The organism is Chryseomicrobium palamuruense (assembly GCF_042649045.1).
In the GTDB taxonomy this organism is placed as follows: Bacteria; Bacillota; Bacilli; order Bacillales_A; family Planococcaceae; genus Chryseomicrobium; species Chryseomicrobium palamuruense.
Map to the genome: position 1 here is coordinate 1 of NZ_JBHSEF010000016.1, position 18010 is coordinate 18010.

Here is an 18010-nt window from a genome sequence, read left to right on the forward strand (position 1 = left end):
ACCGTCGATTCCTTTCCGCATATCGGTATTGCCACAGATGATATAGACATTCTTGGCTTTTGAAAAATCAATGATCATGTCTCGTCAGCTCTCTCAGCACGGTCTGGATGATGAACGGCTTCACATCAGGATAGAAGTGGACCTTCGTCTCTTGGATTTGGATTGTACATATCGGCTTGACCGGTGGTCGCTGGTTCCTAGACGAATCTTCTTTTGTTTCCAATTGGACGGGGACGATTGTTAGTGAGTCAGTTGGCAATTAAAATGCACCTCCCATTCGTGATACCACGATCATACCGGGAAGTGCATTCGAAAAATATGCGTTATTTGAATTCGGGCTTACGCTCAGCATATGAAAACCCTTAAAATGTTGAAGCCCTTCCTAGCAAGGGCTTGGGAAATCCGCTATTAAGGGGAGGTGAATGTTCAGGATTGGAGTTTTTTTAACAGAAATAGTTTCCAATAATCTGTTTGTGGCCAATGAATCGCAAATCTTGGCGAATAACACTTCACTCATGGTCAATAAAATGCGTTTCATGGCTAATAACTCCTCATTCATGGCCAATGAACGCACGCTCAGCTTCATAAAACCCCTTAAGTGTTGAAGTTCTTCCTAGAAAGGAATTAAATGAGGGAAGATAAGTAAAGATAGACATGGTACTGCGAAAGAAGACATAAGAATAGCGCTGGGATATGCATGATCTACTCGCATGCCCCAGCGCTATTTCTATCTTCGCATTCAAAAGAATTCGTATCAGAAGTTAGTATCTTTACTGATTCCCAAGAGTACGTACCAAGATTGGTTGGTACTTTATTCATTCACTAAAACAGCTGCTTCTCCTCATCCGTGAGCTCAATCGTCAATGGATACACGAGAAACACGATAAAGAAGATGCCAAGTGCTACAACGATAGATTGAATCGTCGTCATCTCCACAAAAACGCGAGCAATGAAAATGATCGCCATCGCCATAATGGCATAACTCCCCGCATGGAGTCGTGTGCGTGGCGTCAAATACTGTGACGTATGGCAATAAGGACATTCCACAGCCCCTTTTCCTTGCCACGCTTTCTTTAAAGCCAATTTATAAGGCCACTGACGATTGCATGTGGCACATGTTCGATTTTTCATAAAAGCCTCCTAAGTTGAACGTACAAAGAAATCAAAACCGAGTGCTGTGACGACTGCAAAGAAGATGGCCCAGGCAACAATGCTGACGACCGACCATACAGTCGTTCGCTGCTTTGATCCTCCGAGCACGAGAGCAATAAATGCAGCTACATGTGTACCAATTAAAATGGGGCCGAGCATTAGCATACCAGGCAATCCATACTTTCTCCAAAGTTCTTTAGCACGAATGGAGCGCTTGGAAGGCATTTGTTCTTTACCTTCACGGCGCTTTGCTAACCACTGTTGAAACTTTTCAAAGCCAATGATTAATAACAGGACGGTCAGAAGATTGCCGATAATCGCAACGATGGTAACCGTGATAGGATTTAAACCACCGATAATTCCGAGAGGTATGACAAGGCCCATTTCTAGCCACGGGATAGCAGCACCCAAAAACACAAGAAAGTACTCAAACATGTTGTATAGCCTCCAAAGTAAGTCTTCTTCTCTAGTATAGCAAGACTGGGATAAGTTCGCTTGTGAAGGTTCATGTACAAATTGTTCTTGTACTTCCATACTGGATACGTGAAAATAGGGAGTACAAGGAGGCGTCGACATGAAACTAGTTGGGTTACTTATTGTCACCTTTCTACTAGGAACCATTATTTATCTTATTACCGGCCGCCTGATGGGCACACGTATTAACTTTGTAAAGCGTAGTTTGGCTGTTCTCATTAGTGTTGTACTCACGACGGTCGTGTATTGGTATTCCTATTTAAGAGGGACGAACTTTTTACACTATGATTTCTATGATATAGTGACAGATCCAAGTGCCATCATTTGGGCAGGAAGCATGCTCCTAATTGCCATGTTACTCTACTTATTCTTCGAACTGTTTGATCCACGTGCATTAACAGAGCGGGGAAAACCTTCTGCACATAATTCATTTTGGACTCGGATGTTTATCTACCGTAGACGTCAGAAGCGATTCCGACAGGTACTACAACTTGCGATGACAAACGGTTTTACACGGGCCCTACAGTATGCACGGCATCGAGAGAATGAAGAAGAACTTGCTAGGGCGTTTCGTCAAACTTTAGAGCAGGCGGGTGGAATTTTCGTTAAGTTTGGTCAAGTCCTCTCTACTCGGTCCGAACTATTTCCACGCGCGTTCATTCGCGAGCTGAGTGAACTTCAACAACATGTAACGCCTCTTACCGAAGAACAAGTCCATCTTATATTGAACGAAGCACTACCCGGTGAAGTAGAGGATACGTTTGCCTATTTTGACTATACACCGCTTGCTGCTGCGTCGATTGGACAGGTACATAGAGCTATGCTGAAAGAAGGGCAACAAGAAGTTATCGTGAAACTACTCAGACCGGATGTGAGTGACCTCATGGATAATGATTTGAGTATTCTACTCGATTTTGCCGATTGGATTTCTGAACGATCCGATTGGGCTGAGACTATTGGATTCAAAGATTTGGCTACAGGATTTGCTGAAGGATTCCGGGAAGAGATTGATTTCTCTATTGAAGTTCGAAATACACTTCAGATTGCACAGACGGTAAATGAAAGTGTCTATCCAGTCAAAGTGCCAATGGTCTATACACGCTATTCTAATGATCGATTAATTGTTCAGGAATATATCGAAGGGTGCACGGTGACAGACGCCGACCATCTGGTTATTCAACATGAGCTCGATCGCTATGAGCTGGCACAGTCGATTCTTTACTCGTTTTTCGAACAGATGGTAGGACCAGGAATTTTCCATGCGGACCCGCACCCTGGAAACATTTTTATTGATGCGAAAACAGGAGAAGCAACTTTACTCGACTTTGGGGCAGTCGGACGGCTTCCTAATGAACAACAAGAGGCTTTTCAACTGTTCCTGATCGGTCTCCACCAACAGGATGAAGGCATCATTTATGATGCCATGACAAAAATGATCAAAGATTCATCGCATATTGACCGTGTCCAGATGGAACAGGAGCTTGGACAATTATTGCTAAAAGTTTCGTTTGTCGACCGTATTCCGACACAGGAACTGGTATTGTCGTTGTTCGCTATCGTTCGTAGTCACGGCATGCAGTTCTATCCATCTGTCGCGCAGGCTTTGCGTTCCGTGGTTACATTAGATGGAACGCTGCGATCGATTCACCCAAGTTTCGACACGTTCCGTGAAGCGAAGGAATTCTCTGAAGACTATATGCATGCCATGTGGAAAAAACCTTTTGAGGATCCGAAACATGTGCTACAGACAATTGAAGAAGAATTGTCACTTGCCATTCCAGCTTTACGTAAATTGCCACGCCGGATTGATCAGCTGATCAAACGGGTAGAATCTGGTAAGGTTATCCTTCATCATGACATCTTCTCAGATAAAGCGAACAACCAGTTTATTACGCTGTTGTTTTCGAAGTTTGTGTTATTGATGGTTGGAATCACTTTTGGAATTATTTCCGTAGCACTCCTTGCTATTGCACAGATTATTGAGACGGTATATGCCGTTTATTTAAATACAGTCTCTTATGTAGGGCTGTTCTTATGCGCCATTTTATTGGTCCGATTATCCGTACAAGCGATCAGGGATATAAAAAAGTTGTAAGAGAATGAATTTTCCTCTTTTCAACAGAGGAGGAAACGGGTAAAATGAGGAAGCACGGGGGCTTAGCTCAGCTGGGAGAGCGCTTGCATGGCATGCAAGAGGTCGTCGGTTCGATCCCGATAGTCTCCATACTTCCATATTGGGAAAATTACAAAACGGCGTAAAGCCGTTTTTGTTTTGTTGTAAATACGAACGTATGTGCGGTATAATGAGAACACCAAGGAACAACTTAGGAGACCTGCTCAGCTTGAAAGGAGTGAGGCGCATGACTTTTTTTGAAGGGATTACTCTCATGATAGGTTTCGGAACACTCATTGTCAGTATTCTGGCTCTCTCGTATTCGTTTACTCAAAAAAAATAACTGCTCCTGAGGGAACAGTTATCTTTTCGCAGAATTATGCAGCGGCACGACATGCCTCTGAACATTTTTTGCAAGCCTCAGCACATCGTTGGCAATGGTCATGATTGTGCTTTCCACATTCTTCTGCACAAGCTTCACAAATTTCTGCACATACTATTGCAAGTTGTGATATAAATGGTGAATTTCGCATGATGGCTTGTTCAAGGTAGGAACACATATCTGCGCATTCTCGGTCTAATCGAATACATCCCGACATCATCTCCACATTTTCCTCACCTAGACACGCATCAAAGCAGTGATTGCAACTTAATGCGCAGTCGTGTAAGACGTTTAGAAGATCCTGGTACTGTGAATTCATCGAATCATCCTTTCCATTAAAGATAGTCCTTACACGTGTACCCTGGATATTAGAACTTAAACATTTCCCAATTCGACACCCGCTTTTTTTAAAATTATTATTGATATACTTGTTTTAACCCCCATAAAAAAATTTGTTCATCGAAATACTTAGTAACATACTGTGGGGAGGGTTATTATGGTACAGATTGAAATGAAGCAATATCTGGAGGGAACAGAGATGAAACCGAAGTTGGTTAAGCGCGATGCCTTTACTATTGTAGGTTTTCAATTTGAAGCGAGTTTAAAAGAAGTTGAACAAAAGAGATTAAACCTTATGAAGTACAATGAATTGCTTCTACATAAAAACCTGATTCAACATCGCACAGCTGAAGAAATCATTTTTATCCAGTCCTATCCTTTAATTCCCGATTTTAATCCAAAGAAGGACCGATTTAAGCATTTCATGGGATATAAAGTGAAACGAGCTATTCATCTTCCAGAAAATATGAGCAGTTACACCGTTCCTGCCTGTCATTATATGAAAGCAACTCATAAAGGTAGCCCAGAAGAGATTCATGAGACCCATGATTTTCTCTATGCATTTTGTCAGCAACATGAAGAATATACACCACTTGGATTTGATCTAGAAGAGTGGGATCATACATTTAATCCCTTCTCAGGTACAAATGAAGTGGATATCTATTTAGCAGTAAGATAACTTCCTCACAAAAAGAGGGAGTTTTTTCTTTGATAAAATTGTGCGCATTTCGTCTATCCATGCAACCAATGTGCTAATTTTTCCTATTTGTTCAAAAAAGCATTGTAATAATTCAGAGAAACGATATAATAAAAATAAATTCATGCAAACGTTTTCACTGATTTCACGAGGTAAATGATGATAATAAAATTCATTTATGGCTTAGTGAAATTTTATTATGGTGATTGTGCAAACGCTTGCATCAGTTTGAAACATTTGGAGGAGGGGCAAAAATGAAGAAAAATTGGTTAATGATGTTGCTTGTTCTTTTCGTCGCTATGGTTGTCTCAGCTTGTGCACCAGATCGCGAAGAACCAGCTGCACCAACAGATGAAGGTACTGATACAGAGCAAGGAGCTACAGAAGAAAAGCCTGAAAAACTTGTGATTTGGGAAGATATCGACAAATCAGCCGGTTGGTTAGAAGAAGCAATCGTTTCATTTGAAGAAGAGCACGGCATTCAAGTTGAATTTAAAGAGTTAAATATGGCGGATGCAATCCGTGACCAACTTCGTTTAGATGGTCCTGCTGGAAACGCACCAGATATCGTTACACTTCCACATGATCAAATTGGTCAAGTGGTAACAGAAGGTTTACTTCAAGAAATTACAGTGGGAGAAGACGTACTTTCTCGCTATAGTGAATCCTCTGTTAATGCACAGATGTTCAATGGAACACTTTACGGACTACCAAAAGCAACTGAAACACCAGTTTTCATCTATAACAAAGCGTTAATGGAAGAAGCACCTGCAACAATGGACGAACTATATACGTTCTCAAAAGACTTCACTTCTGGCGATAACTACGGTTTCCTAGCACTATGGGATAATTTCTACTTCTCTCACGCTGTACTAGGCGGAATGGGTGGTTATGTATTCGGTGAAGGTTCAGAGGGTCTTGACCGTGAAGATATCGGTTTAAATAACGATGGCGCTGTAGAAGGTGCAGCCTACATTCAACAATGGTACTCTGAAGGTCTATTCCCTGCAGGTATCGTTGGAGAAACAGGCGGTGCAGCAATGGACGGTCTTTTCAATGATGGAAAAGTCGGCGCTGTGATGAATGGACCATGGGCTTTCCAAGGTATGCGTGACGCTGGAATCGACATCGGTGTAGCAGCAATGCCAACACTACCAAATGGCGAGCCAATGAAAACATTTATGGGTGTGAAAGGATGGCACGTAACGTCATTCACTGAGTATCCATACTGGTCTACCAAATTAATTGAACACTTAACAAGCGATGAAGTAGCACTTGCTCGTTTTGAAGCAGTTTCTGAAATCCCACCGAACGTTGCACTTGTAGAAGAACCTGCAATTGCGGACAACGAAGGTGCGAAAGCAGTAGCACTTCAATCTCAATATGCAGTACCAATGCCAAACATCCCAGAGATGGGTGAAGTTTGGGGACCAATGGCTTCTGCACTTCAAACAATCGCAACAAGTAAATCAGAACCAAAAGCAGCACTTGACGAAGCAGTTGATCAAATCGAAACAAACATTGAAACAAACCACTAAGAACTTGTAGTAGCTGGAAAGCGGGTAGACGCGTCATGCGACACCGCTTTTCGTTACTTTTTTTACATATAGGAGGCTAGGCCGAATGAAAGATTCAATATCTTCCGTTAAACACCGAAGAACTGCCCTGTTGTTATCTATACTGCCAGGGTTTGGACAATTTTATAATAAGCAGATACTTAAAGGACTTATCTTTCTGATTTTGGCTGTTTCATTTGGCTCAGTATTTTTTGAATACATTGGTTTTGGTTATTGGGGACTCTTCACACTTGGAGAAATTCCGAAACTCGATCACTCCGTCTTCTTACTGATTGATGGAATAATCGCTGTACTTTTGACTGTGATGGGATTAGGTATATATGCATTTAACTTGTATGATGCCTATCAAAATGGGAAAAAGCGAGATCTTGGAGAAGGTGTGAATTCCGTACGTCAGCAGTATCACAACCTGATTGATAATGGATTCCCGTACCTAATGATCTCACCAGGATTTTTCTTATTGATCTTTGTGGTCATTTTCCCGATTATTTTTGTTTTGCTCCTTGCATTCACGAACTATGATCTATATCATTCTCCACCAGCGAATCTCGTGGACTGGGTTGGTCTTCAGAACTTTAAAGACATCTTTACATTAGATGTGTGGCGTGCTACTTTCTTCTCTGTATTGACGTGGACGATTGTCTGGACGTTTGGAGCGACCACATTACAAGTAGCGCTTGGTATTTTCTTAGCGATCTTAATCAACCAAAAAGACTTAAAAGGGAAAGTTATCTACCGGACAATCATGATACTTCCATGGGCTGTCCCATCGTTTATCACAATTCTGATTTTCTCAGGGATGTTCAATGATACGTTTGGAGTGATCAATAAGACCATTCTACCGATGATTGGAATGGACGCAATTCCATGGATGACGAACGAAACGTTTACGCGATTAGCGCTCATAATGATTCAATCATGGCTTGGATTCCCGTTCATCTTCGCTATGACAACAGGAATTCTTCAGTCAATCCCAGAAGAGTTGTATGAAGCAGCGGATGTGGACGGAGCTTCTGTGTTCCAGAAGTTTTTCTCGATCACTTTGCCACTCGTGCTGTATGCAACCGCACCGATCTTGATCACACAGTACACGTTCAACTTCAATAACTTTAACGTCATCTTCCTATTCAACGGAGGAGGACCGGCACTACCGAGTCAAAATGCCGGCGGAACAGACATATTGATATCCTGGATCTATCGTTTGACGATGACAAGTGCGCAGTACGGAAAAGCCGCTGCCATCACGATGATCCTCTCCTTAATTGTTATTTCTGTTGCCTTGTGGCAGTTTAGACGTACGAAATCGTTCCAAGAGGAGGACATGATGTAATGAATAGAAAACAAGCAAAAGTCCTTCGTTTGACCGTTTCTTATCTCATTATTGCCTTGATGAGTATTGTCGTTCTTTATCCACTACTTTGGGTGCTAGGTTCTTCGTTCAACCCAGGAGATAGTTTATCGGGATCATCGATGTTTCCTTCAAATCCAACGACGAAGCATTACGAATTTCTATTTGATTTAGAGCGTTCCAATTATTTATTATGGTATTGGAATTCAATGAAAATCAGTATTTTAACCATGATCTTCTCCGTTATTTTAGTATCATTCACAGCGTACTCCTTTTCTCGTTACCGATTCATTGGGAGAAAGAATGGACTGATGACGTTCTTGATCCTACAAATGATTCCTAACTTTGCAGCATTGATTGCGATCTTTGTACTAGCCAACCGCTTAAATTTAATCGATACGCATTTCGGATTGATTTTGTTCTATGTAGGCGGGCAGATTCCTATGAGCACGTGGCTCATGAAAGGGTACTTAGATACGATTCCGAAGGACTTGGATGAATCGGCGCGCATGGATGGTGCGGGACACTTTCGTATTTTCATTCAAATCATTATGCCGCTTGCTAAACCGATTATCTCGGTCGTGGCCTTGTTCGCGTTTATTGCGCCACTTGGTGACTTCATCATTGCACGAATCTTGCTTCGATCCAATGAACAGTTCACGTTAGCTGTGGGACTGTATGACCTGGTCGCTAAGCAATTTGGGAACTCGTTTACAACATTTGCTGCCGGAGCTGTACTCGTTGCTGTTCCGATTGCGATTCTGTTCTTGATGTTCCAAAAGTATTTCGTTTCTGGCCTGACAGCAGGAGGAACAAAAGGGTAATAAAAAAAGACACGTTGCGCAACATTTGGCAACGTGTCTTTTACTTATTCTCCAGACCACATAAAGTCGTTCATGGTAACTTTTTCACCTTCAAATTGTTCCGCAAGTGACCAGACGTCTAATTGATACGTCCCGGCAGGAACTTGCATCGTGGAAAGCTCTGTCGTGATATCTAAAGGTAATTCCCATGTCTTACCTGCTGCAACGACTTGTTCTGTCAAAGCTTGTGTAAACATTTTATTCATAGAATACGTGAAAAGAGGTTCTTTGGTATCATCAATCAGTTGATATTCAAATAACTGACCGCTTGTAAATGTTAATGTGACATCTTCGTTCGTATCGTTTGTTATGACCAAAAAATATTCGCCATCTTGTTCTTTGATTTGTTGTGAAAGTTCACCTGGCATCTCCTCACCTGCTCCTGTTGTTTGATTACTCATGGACCCGCAAGCCGCAAGCAGCATAACTAGTGCAGCTAGTATGATAAGTATCCACTTCTTCATTGGACAATTCCTCCTTTATGAAGTAGACTTCAGAAATGGTTTTTTCGTTACACGTATCCGCGAAATATTTCCAAGAGCGACTTCTCCGTATGGAAGAAAACGGAGCATGAGTATGGACACGAGAATCGGGAAGAGAATACCCGTAACTGTGAACAGAATCGGCCCGAAAGTAAAATAATCATTAAGAATCATATACGTAAAGATATGAAGGTACATGATCGCAATCGAATGCTTCTCGATATATGGAAGCATGCGCATTTGGAAATGCCTAGCTACAAATTGGAACACCCAGATGAAGACAATGATCATCGCAAGTGGGATGACGAGATCTAAGAAAAAGTGATTGTATCGTAAAAATTTGAGGCTTAAATGATAATCGATCCAGCCAATTTTATCGACGATGATAGCCGTCACTGTGACGCCGAGCGCAATCCAACCCGTCCGGTTCGAAATCTTAAGCCAGAAGTCTTTTAGATAGCTCCCTAGCGCAAAGTAGACGACGGCAATAAAAGCGACATCAAGGTTCCAGAGCATTGGAATGTTTTGAGAGGCTTCGTCTGGAGCACCGCCTACCACGTCCATCGCCCAAAAACTTTGAATATGCGCTACACTATAGAGTACAGCGAGAATGACATATTGTACGTTACGAGATGCGTAGAGTGTTAAAAATGTAAAAATGACATACGAGAAATAAAGCGTCGTAATAAACCAGATAACACCGTATGCACCACGCGCGAAACGGCCACCGACAAGGATTTTAAAGAAATCTTCCGCATACCAACGCCAATCAAAATTAAGAGTGGTAAGCTCCATCGAGTATCGAACCAATGTAATAGAGACTAAAAAGAAGAAATAAGGGAATAATAATTGCATAAATCGTTTGGTTAATGCGCCATTTGCCTCTTTCAGAGATGCAACTTCCTTAAAGAAAATGCCGCTTAATAAAAAGAAGGCTGGCATGTGAAACCAATAAATATATTGAATGAGTGGGAATGGCATTTCTCCTGGATAGTGTCCAAGAACCACAAGAATCATTAAAGATCCTTTGGCAGCGTCAAGCCATGTAATCCTATTTTTTGTCATGATGATTCCTCCTAGAGGCATAGTCGTGCTGAATTGTTGTCAAACGGTATAATACCATCATTTTGATAGAATCTAAACCTGGAGGATATTACCAATGGAAATATTGCTTTTTGGAGATAGTTTAATTGCACGTCATGAGGGACTAGAGGAGCCTATGCTGAATGCCAAACTAAACCCATATTTTCCGGAAGATCAGCTGATCAATAAAGGAATAGGTGGAAATACAACAACCGACGCAATGAAGAGGTTGAAGCAAGATGTACTCAGTATTCAACCAGACATCGCAGTAATCCAATTCGGTTCCAATGATTCTGCCGTGCATAAGCATGTGCCTCGTGAAATGTATCAAGTGAACTTGGAACAGATTGTAGAAGCTATCGGACCAAAACATTGTATTTTAGTGACGCCACCACCTGTGGATGAGACACTACAACCGAACCGGTCTAATCAAGTACTTGAATCCTACGGGGAAGCGGTAAAAATGGTTGCTGACAAATATGGTACTGGCTTCATTGACCTGTATTCGGCATTTATGAAACGTCCAGATCTCAATGAACTCCTTCGAGGTATGGAAGACGACGGCCTTCACTACGGAGATGCAGGGTATACTCTTGTTGCTGAAACGTTCGCACCTGTGATTGAAGCTTATAAACAACATGTGCCAGCCCGGAAGGTATCTTTTCTTGGTCGCCTGAAGCAGCTGTTTACATAGGTGGCATCTTCAGAAGCTTCATATTATAATGAAGGGCAGTGCATAAGAACGGAGAAGAAACGATGACTCAATTTAGATGGACAACACTTAAAGATACAAAACAACATGCCAAGGCGCTAGCAGATAAACTTAGTGGTGGAGAAGTTTTGACATTAGAAGGCGACTTAGGTGCAGGAAAGACGACGTGGACCAAGTTTTTCGCGGAAGCTCTTGGCGTGGAAGGGAACGTCAACAGTCCGACGTTTACCATCTATAAGATGTATGAAGGACGTGTCCCTTTTCATCATCTCGATGTCTACCGACTGGCAGATAGTGAGGAAGATCTCGGATGGGATGAAATCTTTGACGGGGAAGCCATCTCTGTCGTTGAATGGGCACGGTACATTGAGTATGCCCTTCCGGATGAGCGACTGGAGATGACCATCACGCTGACGGAACATGGCGAACGCATGTGTACGATGCACGGAAAAGGTGCTCGATTTGAACAGTTGGTAAAGGAGCTTGCAGATGATTTGGCTAGGAATTGATACATCGACAAAACCACTTAGTGTCGCGATAGTAAAGGATGGGGTAGTGATTGACGAGCACCGAGATAGTCGAGGCCTAACTCATTCAGCTGGCGCTATGCCTGCTGTTGTGCGTCTCCTTGAGGAAGTCAAACTGACACCGCAAGACCTAGGGGCCATCGCAGTAGCGAAAGGGCCAGGTTCGTATACGGGCATCCGAATTGGGATGACACTGGCAAAAACTCTTGCGTGGTCACTCCAAATTCCAGTCTATCCAGTCTCTAGCCTAGAAGTGCTGGCAGCCGGTGGTAGATGGTTTCCTGGACTGACAGTAAGTATTATGGACGCGAGACGAAATCACGTGTTTGTTGGTGTCTATAAGCAAGGTGAAGAGAAACTTGAGAAGCATTTAGCATTTGATGAATTGCTTCGCTTCTTGCAACAAGCTGGAGAACCTGTCCTCTGGGTGGGTCTCGATACGGCTATTTATCAAGAGCAAATCAAAGCAACGGATCTCGAATCTTATTTCGCTGAACTTGAACAACAGCTTCCAAGTGCGGCTTCTCTTATTCGACTCGCGATGACTAAAGAACCAGTAGAAGCGGTTCATGACCTGACGCCGTCTTATTTACGAATCACAGAAGCGGAAGCGAACTGGTTGAAAGCCAATGAATGACATCACGTTGCGTAAAATGACACTAGATGATGTAGATGCTGTTTGGACACTGGAAAAAGAGGCGTTTCCAACACCATGGTCACGTGATGCATTTGTGCATGAGATGATCGGTAATCGCTTTGCCTATTATGTTGTGGGTGAAGACGAGGAAGGGGAAGTTGTCGCATTTTGTGGCATGTGGCTCGTAGAAGACGAATGTCACATCACGAACGTAGCGGTCACGAAACGATTGCGTGGCCAAAAGATTGGAGAAGCACTGATGCGTGAAGCGATGTCCATTACGAAAGCGCATGGCGGACGAGTGATGACGCTTGAAGTGCGCGTTTCAAATGATACGGCTAAAAATCTTTATTATAAATTAGGATTCCAGGACGGTGGAATCCGCAAAAACTATTACACGGATACGCAAGAAGACGCGCTCGTGATGTGGGTGGAATTCGAATGACATATATATTAGGAATAGAAACAAGTTGTGATGAGACGGCAGCTTCCGTTGTGAAGGACGGGACGGTCATTGTTTCCAATGTCGTCGCCTCTCAGATTGAAAGTCACAAACGGTTTGGCGGAGTCGTACCGGAAATTGCTTCGCGTCACCATGTCGAACAGATTACACTGGTGATTGAAGAAGCGATGAAACAGGCGGATCTGCAACCCAAAGACTTATCAGCTGTAGCGGTCACGGAAGGCCCTGGTCTTGTAGGAGCCTTACTCATCGGTATTCAAGCAGCAAAAGCCTTTGCATTTGCTAACCAGTTGCCACTCATTGGTGTCCATCATATCGCAGGACATGTTTATGCGAATGCTTTAGAGCATCCGATGGAGTTTCCTATGCTTGCTCTTGTCATCTCCGGTGGACATACGGAGCTAGTGGTCATGGAAGAGGATGGGCGCTTTGAAAAAATTGGAGAGACACGCGACGATGCAGCAGGGGAAGCGTATGACAAGGTGGCGCGCGTATTGAAACTTCCTTACCCGGGAGGACCTCACATCGATCGTCTCGCTTCTACTAGTGATGGAGCTGTCGAGTTTCCTCGCGTCTGGTTAGAGGAAGACTCCTATGATTTCAGCTTTAGTGGGTTGAAGTCAGCGGTCATCAACTACCAGCACAATCTTCAACAAAAAGGCGAAGAAATCAACCCTTCCCATGTGGCAGCGGGCTTTCAACAGAGTGTGGTGGAAGTAGTGACGGAAAAAACACGTCGAGCAGCCGAGGCGTATGGTGTAAAACAAGTTATTGCTGCAGGTGGAGTAGCCGCCAACAAAGGCTTACGTGCGAAACTTGAAATGACGTTTAAAGAAGCAAACATTCCGTTTTACGTACCATCACTCCCATTATGTACGGACAATGCTGCGATGATCGCGGCAGCTGGTTACTCAAAATATAAAGCAGGGGACTTTGCTGGATTCGATATGAACGGACGACCGGGCATGCCCCTTAAGAGTTGGAACTAACCATAGGAAACTATGGTTTTTTCTTTATGCTCATTAAATATTTCGAATATTACAACATTGTTAAATTTGTTAACAAATTCGACTTCATTCGTCAAGACGGAACATTTGTACTTATGCACAATTTGTTAGTAACTTGTGCATAACTAGATGGAATTCAATATGTTGTGTGTACATAACTAAAAAAAATGTGCGTAACTTCTATTTTGATCTGTGGATAATGTGTATAAGACTGTTGATAGTTGATAAATCAAGCTTTTTTCTGTGAATTACTTTGTGGAATAAATGTTACGGGAAAAAAGACTTGACCCATATATAGTAGAAAAATGTCGAAATAACACGAAAAAAAGAACCGACATTGGGCCGGTTCTATAAACTCTCTAATTCCTCATGGATCTCTAGCCATTCCATGGATAACTCTTCATGGGCAGTCTTCTTTTCATCTAGCTCAGAAGTGAGCGTAACGACTTGTGTATGGTCTCCGAAAACTTCCGGTTTTGACAGTTCGTTTTCGAGTGTCTTCATCTGATTTTCCAAGGCGTGTAAAGCTTCTTCAATCTCAGCCACTTTTCGCGATAGCTGACGTTCGCGTTTTTTCGCTGTCCTATCAATTTGAGAGGTCGTATCTGTCGATTGCGTTTGAACAGATGGGGAAGCTGCGGTTTCTAATTCTAACGCCAGTTCCCGTTGTTCTTCTTTCTTCTCCAAATAGTAGTCATAGTCCCCTAAGAATACCTCACTTCCTTCAGGAGAAAGCTCAACCACTTTTGTCGCGATGCGATTGATGAAGTAGCGGTCATGAGAAACGAAGACCAGGGTGCCTCTGTAATCGATGAGCGCATTCTCTAAAATCTCTTTACTGTCTAAATCCAAGTGGTTCGTCGGCTCATCAAGGATGAGCGTATTCGCCTTAAGTAACATGAGTTTGGCTAAAGCAAGACGAGCTTTTTCTCCCCCCGATAAAGAAGAGACCGGTTTGGATACATCGTCTCCGGAAAATAGGAAGCGACCAAGGACCGTGCGCACATCGCGTTCATTCATCATCGGCCATTCATCCCACAGCTCTTGGAGAACACTTTTCGATGTATGCAGTTCCGCTTGTTCCTGATCATAATAGCCAAACTGGACATTCGTGCCATAGAAGACGGAGCCTTTTTCTGCGTCGATTTTCTTCATGATGGTTTTGAGTAACGTAGACTTTCCAATCCCGTTCGGACCAATTAGTGCGATCCGGTCCCTTTTATAGACAGGGAATTGAATGCCACGAGCGACGATTTTTTCTCCATACCCAATCGCTAGATCTTCAATCCTTAGCACATCATTGCCGCTCTCACGGTCAAGAGTAAAGCCGAAGGACGCGGATTTTTCATCGCCATCCGGAGAATCCATCCAGTCCGTTTTCTCCAAGACCTTCCTACGGGACTGAGCCATCTTCGTCGTTGAAGCACGGGCCAGGTTCTTTTGCACGAACTCTTCAAGCTTTGCTTTTTCTTCTTGTTGTCGTTCAAACGTCTTTTGATCTTTTTCATACTGCAATGCTTTTTGAGTGAGATACGCAGAGTAATTGCCAACATACCGCGTCACTTTCTTCCGAGATACTTCATAGACCAGATTCGTCACTTGATCGAGGAAATACCGGTCATGGGAGACGATGACGAGAGATCCTGGATAGTTCTTTAAATAGTTTTCTAGAAAGGCGAGCGTCTCGATGTCTAAGTGGTTGGTCGGCTCATCGAGTAGCAGCAGGTCAGGTTGAATCAACAGTTGTTTTGCTAAAGCAAGACGCGTTCGTTGTCCTCCGGAAAGAGCGGTTACGGGCTTGTCATAGTCCTCAGGGTAAAACTGGAGACCATGCAAGATGGAGCGCGTATCACTTTCATAGCGGAAGCCACCTGCGTCTTTAAAATCTTGTTGCGCTTGATCATACATCGTTGTCACTTTCTGAAACGCTGAAGGGTCATTGTAGACATCCGGATCAGCCATTTGCTTCTCAAGGGCTCGAAGTTCTTGCTCTTGTTGTTTCAGTGGTTCGAATACCGTCATCATCTCGTTCCAAATGGAGAGAGGACTGTCAATTCCGGAATGTTGTTCTAAATAACCGAATGTTTTATTTTTAGGCATGACAATCTCGCCTGAATCGTAGCTCATTTCTCCTGCAATGATTTTCAGGAGAGTTGATTTTCCTGCACCATTTCGTCCGACAAGAGCTACGCGTTCCCGCTCTTTGACTTCAAGTTTGCAGTTGATTAAGATGTCTTCTCCTGCAAATGATTTGGTGACATTTTGAACTTGTAAAATAATCACGTATGTTGCACCTCTATTCTCTTTCTCAAGTTTACTTGAAGCGTGCGGTGGATTCAATGCGTGCGCTTTACAGGAAGCGCTCTCAGGTGTAAGATAAACGTGATTTACAGGAGGCGAAAATGGTGACAGTCGACAAACATAAAATTCCACAAGCCACAACGAAACGTTTACCTCTTTATTACCGATTCCTTCAGAATTTCCATAAAGCAGGGCAAACACGTGTCTCTTCCCAAGAGCTCAGTGATGCCATGAATATTGATTCGGCAACGATCCGTAGAGACTTTTCTCACTTCGGCGCACTCGGTAAAAAAGGATATGGCTATGATGTGGAACATTTACTAAATTTCTTCCGACAAACACTCGATCAAGATGAGGCAACCAATGTTGCGTTGATTGGTGTCGGAAATTTAGGAACCGCTTTTTTAAATTATAATTTCCATAAAAATCATAATACCCGTATCGTCGTAGCATTTGATTCCCATGCACCAATGGACGGGGAAGAGAAGTCAGGCATCCCTGTGTTCCATCCGGATCTACTCGAGGAGAAGATTGAAGAGTTTGGTGTGGAGCTTTGTATCTTGACGGTACCTAGTCGAACCGCTCAAGCAACTGCCGAACGGCTTGAATTGACTTCAATCCGAGGAATCCTTAATTTCTCTCCTGTGCGACTCAATGTGAATGATCGCATTCGCGTCCAAACCATTGACCTGTCGGTAGAGTTACAAACTCTCATCTATATGATTCGTAACCACAGTTGACGTCAAACTGTCACATATAGGCACTGTCTAGAAATAGCAAATTGTTAACAAATGATGTAAGATGAAGGCATACTACTTAAGGAGGTGCCCGCAATGACTGCAGGTCCAATCAGCTTAATTGTTATTGGTATAGTTGCACTTCTTTTGTTCGGGCCGAAAAAATTACCGGAACTTGGACGCGCTATGGGTTCAACTTTGCGTGAATTTAAGACGGCTACAAAAGGCTTAGCAGATGATGACGATGATGTGAAAAAAGTAGATCCACCGAAATCTGACGACGTTAAGTAAGTTAGGATGTTCAATTCATGAATAACAATGAATTTACAGTGGTGGAACATTTAAATGAGCTCCGAAAACGGTTGTTTGTTATGGTTTTTTTTCTGACAATCGCTGTGATTGGTAGCTTTTTTTTAGCGAAACCACTCATTAATTATCTTCAAAATGCGGAAACCGCTCAAAATATCACATTGAATGCGCTTCAGGTTATGGATCCTTTTCTCATTTACTTGAAAGTGGTCTTGTTCCTCGCATTCACGTTTACATCCCCGATCATCTCGTATCAGCTATGGGCCTTTGTGAGCCCAGGGCTACAAGATCAAGAACGTCGGGCAACTCTTAGTTACATCCCATTTGCGTTTCTTCTATTTATCGGTGGGATATCCTTTTCGTATTTCCTGTTGTTCCCGTATCTCATGTCCTTTATGACCGGATTGGCAGGAGAACTCGGAATTACACAAATCATCAGTATCAACGATTATTTTAACTTTATCTTTCAAATTACGATTCCATTTGGAATCATCTTTCAATTGCCGATTGTTTTATTGTTCTTAACAAGACTGGGTCTTGTGAATCCGCAAATGCTTGTCAAAGCGCGGAAAGTCGCGTACTTTGTACTCTTTGTCATTGCAGCATTTATCACACCGCCAGATTTAGTCTCTCATTTATTCACGTCCGTACCACTCTTTATCTTGTATGAAATCAGTATTGCGATTTCACGGGTAGGGTATCGTAAATACTTGGCGGCGGAAGCGAAGCGAGAACTCGAAGAGCAGCAACGCATGATGCAAAACTAAAAAAGGCCTTTCTTCCAGACTTGGGAGAAAGGTCTTTTTG

21 protein-coding genes and 1 tRNA gene are annotated in these 18010 nt (G+C 42.8%); 15 read left to right on the forward strand and 7 right to left on the reverse strand.

The features are described from left to right. Window positions 1-67: 67 nt before the first annotated feature. The 3 genes from ACFO0S_RS06500 to ACFO0S_RS06510 all read right to left on the reverse strand — a co-directional run bounded on the left by ACFO0S_RS06500 (window position 68) and on the right by ACFO0S_RS06510 (window position 1587). Entirely contained in the window at window positions 68-259 is a 192-nt protein-coding gene (locus ACFO0S_RS06500) for a hypothetical protein (protein WP_378140991.1), read from the reverse strand. 563 nt (window positions 260-822) lie between these two features. Beyond that, window positions 823-1131 carry a TIGR04104 family putative zinc finger protein gene (locus tag ACFO0S_RS06505; protein ID WP_378140992.1) on the reverse strand — a complete coding sequence of 103 codons (309 nt, stop codon included), beginning with the start codon at window positions 1129-1131 and terminating at the stop codon, window positions 823-825. 9 nt (window positions 1132-1140) lie between these two features. After that, window positions 1141-1587, reverse strand: a complete 447-nt coding sequence (locus tag ACFO0S_RS06510; protein ID WP_378140993.1) for a small multi-drug export protein — start codon at window positions 1585-1587, stop codon at window positions 1141-1143. Between the two features lie 139 nt (window positions 1588-1726). On the opposite strand from ACFO0S_RS06510, the gene ACFO0S_RS06515 reads away from it, so the two are divergent. From ACFO0S_RS06515 to ACFO0S_RS06525, 3 genes are all read left to right on the forward strand, one after another. After that, window positions 1727-3721: an ABC1 kinase family protein gene (locus ACFO0S_RS06515; protein ID WP_378140994.1), complete on the forward strand. Its 1995-nt coding sequence runs from the start codon at window positions 1727-1729 to the stop codon at window positions 3719-3721. A 56-nt stretch (window positions 3722-3777) separates the two neighbouring features. Further along, a tRNA-Ala gene (locus ACFO0S_RS06520) sits at window positions 3778-3850 on the forward strand. Between the two features lie 136 nt (window positions 3851-3986). Continuing rightward, window positions 3987-4082 carry a putative holin-like toxin gene (locus ACFO0S_RS06525; RefSeq protein WP_239584934.1) on the forward strand — a complete coding sequence of 32 codons (96 nt, stop codon included), beginning with the start codon at window positions 3987-3989 and terminating at the stop codon, window positions 4080-4082. A 34-nt stretch (window positions 4083-4116) separates the two neighbouring features. On the opposite strand, the gene ACFO0S_RS06530 is transcribed toward ACFO0S_RS06525, so the two are convergent. Beyond that, entirely contained in the window at window positions 4117-4440 is a 324-nt protein-coding gene (locus tag ACFO0S_RS06530) for a four-helix bundle copper-binding protein (RefSeq protein WP_378140995.1), read from the reverse strand. A 177-nt stretch (window positions 4441-4617) separates the two neighbouring features. Between ACFO0S_RS06530 and ACFO0S_RS06535 the strand changes: the two genes are divergently transcribed. From ACFO0S_RS06535 to ACFO0S_RS06550, 4 genes are all read left to right on the forward strand, one after another. Next, the gene (locus ACFO0S_RS06535; protein WP_378140996.1) at window positions 4618-5139 is read left to right on the forward strand and encodes a GyrI-like domain-containing protein; all 522 of its coding nucleotides are present in this window, start codon (window positions 4618-4620) and stop codon (window positions 5137-5139) included. Window positions 5140-5411: 272 nt separating this feature from the next. Then, window positions 5412-6695, forward strand: a complete 1284-nt coding sequence (locus ACFO0S_RS06540) for an extracellular solute-binding protein (protein WP_378140997.1) — start codon at window positions 5412-5414, stop codon at window positions 6693-6695. Between the two features lie 85 nt (window positions 6696-6780). Then, complete coding sequence (locus ACFO0S_RS06545; protein ID WP_378140998.1) at window positions 6781-8064, forward strand: carbohydrate ABC transporter permease; 1284 nt, start codon at window positions 6781-6783, stop codon at window positions 8062-8064. Next, window positions 8064-8906 (forward strand): sugar ABC transporter permease, encoded by an 843-nt coding sequence (locus ACFO0S_RS06550; protein ID WP_378140999.1) that lies wholly within the window; start codon window positions 8064-8066, stop codon window positions 8904-8906. The genes ACFO0S_RS06545 and ACFO0S_RS06550 overlap by 1 nt, the downstream gene beginning before the upstream one ends. A 44-nt stretch (window positions 8907-8950) precedes the next feature. On the opposite strand, the gene ACFO0S_RS06555 is transcribed toward ACFO0S_RS06550, so the two are convergent. Both ACFO0S_RS06555 and ACFO0S_RS06560 read right to left on the reverse strand, forming a co-directional pair. Continuing rightward, on the reverse strand, window positions 8951-9409 hold the full coding sequence (locus ACFO0S_RS06555) for a BsuPI-related putative proteinase inhibitor (RefSeq protein WP_378141000.1): 459 nt from the start codon (window positions 9407-9409) through the stop codon (window positions 8951-8953). 15 nt (window positions 9410-9424) lie between these two features. After that, window positions 9425-10492: an acyltransferase family protein gene (locus ACFO0S_RS06560; RefSeq protein ID WP_378141001.1), complete on the reverse strand. Its 1068-nt coding sequence runs from the start codon at window positions 10490-10492 to the stop codon at window positions 9425-9427. Window positions 10493-10586: 94 nt separating this feature from the next. Here ACFO0S_RS06560 and ACFO0S_RS06565 point away from each other — a divergent pair, with 94 nt between their 5' ends. The 5 genes from ACFO0S_RS06565 (at window position 10587) to tsaD (ending at window position 13838) form a co-directional block, all read left to right on the forward strand. Next, entirely contained in the window at window positions 10587-11204 is a 618-nt protein-coding gene (locus ACFO0S_RS06565) for a GDSL-type esterase/lipase family protein (RefSeq protein ID WP_378141002.1), read from the forward strand. 62 nt (window positions 11205-11266) lie between these two features. Then, window positions 11267-11731, forward strand: coding sequence for a tRNA (adenosine(37)-N6)-threonylcarbamoyltransferase complex ATPase subunit type 1 TsaE (gene tsaE, locus ACFO0S_RS06570; protein ID WP_378141003.1), 465 nt, complete (start codon window positions 11267-11269; stop codon window positions 11729-11731). Beyond that, window positions 11712-12386: a tRNA (adenosine(37)-N6)-threonylcarbamoyltransferase complex dimerization subunit type 1 TsaB gene (gene tsaB, locus ACFO0S_RS06575; protein ID WP_378141004.1), complete on the forward strand. Its 675-nt coding sequence runs from the start codon at window positions 11712-11714 to the stop codon at window positions 12384-12386. Before tsaE ends, tsaB begins: the two co-directional genes overlap by 20 nt. Then, the gene (gene rimI, locus ACFO0S_RS06580) at window positions 12379-12831 is read left to right on the forward strand and encodes a ribosomal protein S18-alanine N-acetyltransferase (protein WP_378141005.1); all 453 of its coding nucleotides are present in this window, start codon (window positions 12379-12381) and stop codon (window positions 12829-12831) included. Before tsaB ends, rimI begins: the two co-directional genes overlap by 8 nt. After that, a complete protein-coding gene (gene tsaD, locus ACFO0S_RS06585; protein ID WP_378141006.1) occupies window positions 12828-13838 on the forward strand; it encodes a tRNA (adenosine(37)-N6)-threonylcarbamoyltransferase complex transferase subunit TsaD in 1011 nt (336 codons plus the stop codon). Before rimI ends, tsaD begins: the two co-directional genes overlap by 4 nt. 366 nt (window positions 13839-14204) lie before the next feature. On the opposite strand, the gene ACFO0S_RS06590 is transcribed toward tsaD, so the two are convergent. Further along, a complete protein-coding gene (locus ACFO0S_RS06590; RefSeq protein WP_378141007.1) occupies window positions 14205-16139 on the reverse strand; it encodes an ABC-F family ATP-binding cassette domain-containing protein in 1935 nt (644 codons plus the stop codon). 122 nt (window positions 16140-16261) lie between these two features. Between ACFO0S_RS06590 and ACFO0S_RS06595 the strand changes: the two genes are divergently transcribed. The 3 genes from ACFO0S_RS06595 (at window position 16262) to tatC (ending at window position 17970) form a co-directional block, all read left to right on the forward strand. Further along, entirely contained in the window at window positions 16262-16897 is a 636-nt protein-coding gene (locus ACFO0S_RS06595; protein ID WP_378141008.1) for a redox-sensing transcriptional repressor Rex, read from the forward strand. A 93-nt stretch (window positions 16898-16990) separates the two neighbouring features. Then, on the forward strand, window positions 16991-17185 hold the full coding sequence (locus ACFO0S_RS06600) for a twin-arginine translocase TatA/TatE family subunit (protein WP_378141009.1): 195 nt from the start codon (window positions 16991-16993) through the stop codon (window positions 17183-17185). Between the two features lie 17 nt (window positions 17186-17202). Further along, a complete protein-coding gene (tatC, locus tag ACFO0S_RS06605) occupies window positions 17203-17970 on the forward strand; it encodes a twin-arginine translocase subunit TatC (protein WP_378141010.1) in 768 nt (255 codons plus the stop codon). Window positions 17971-18010: the final 40 nt, after the last annotated feature.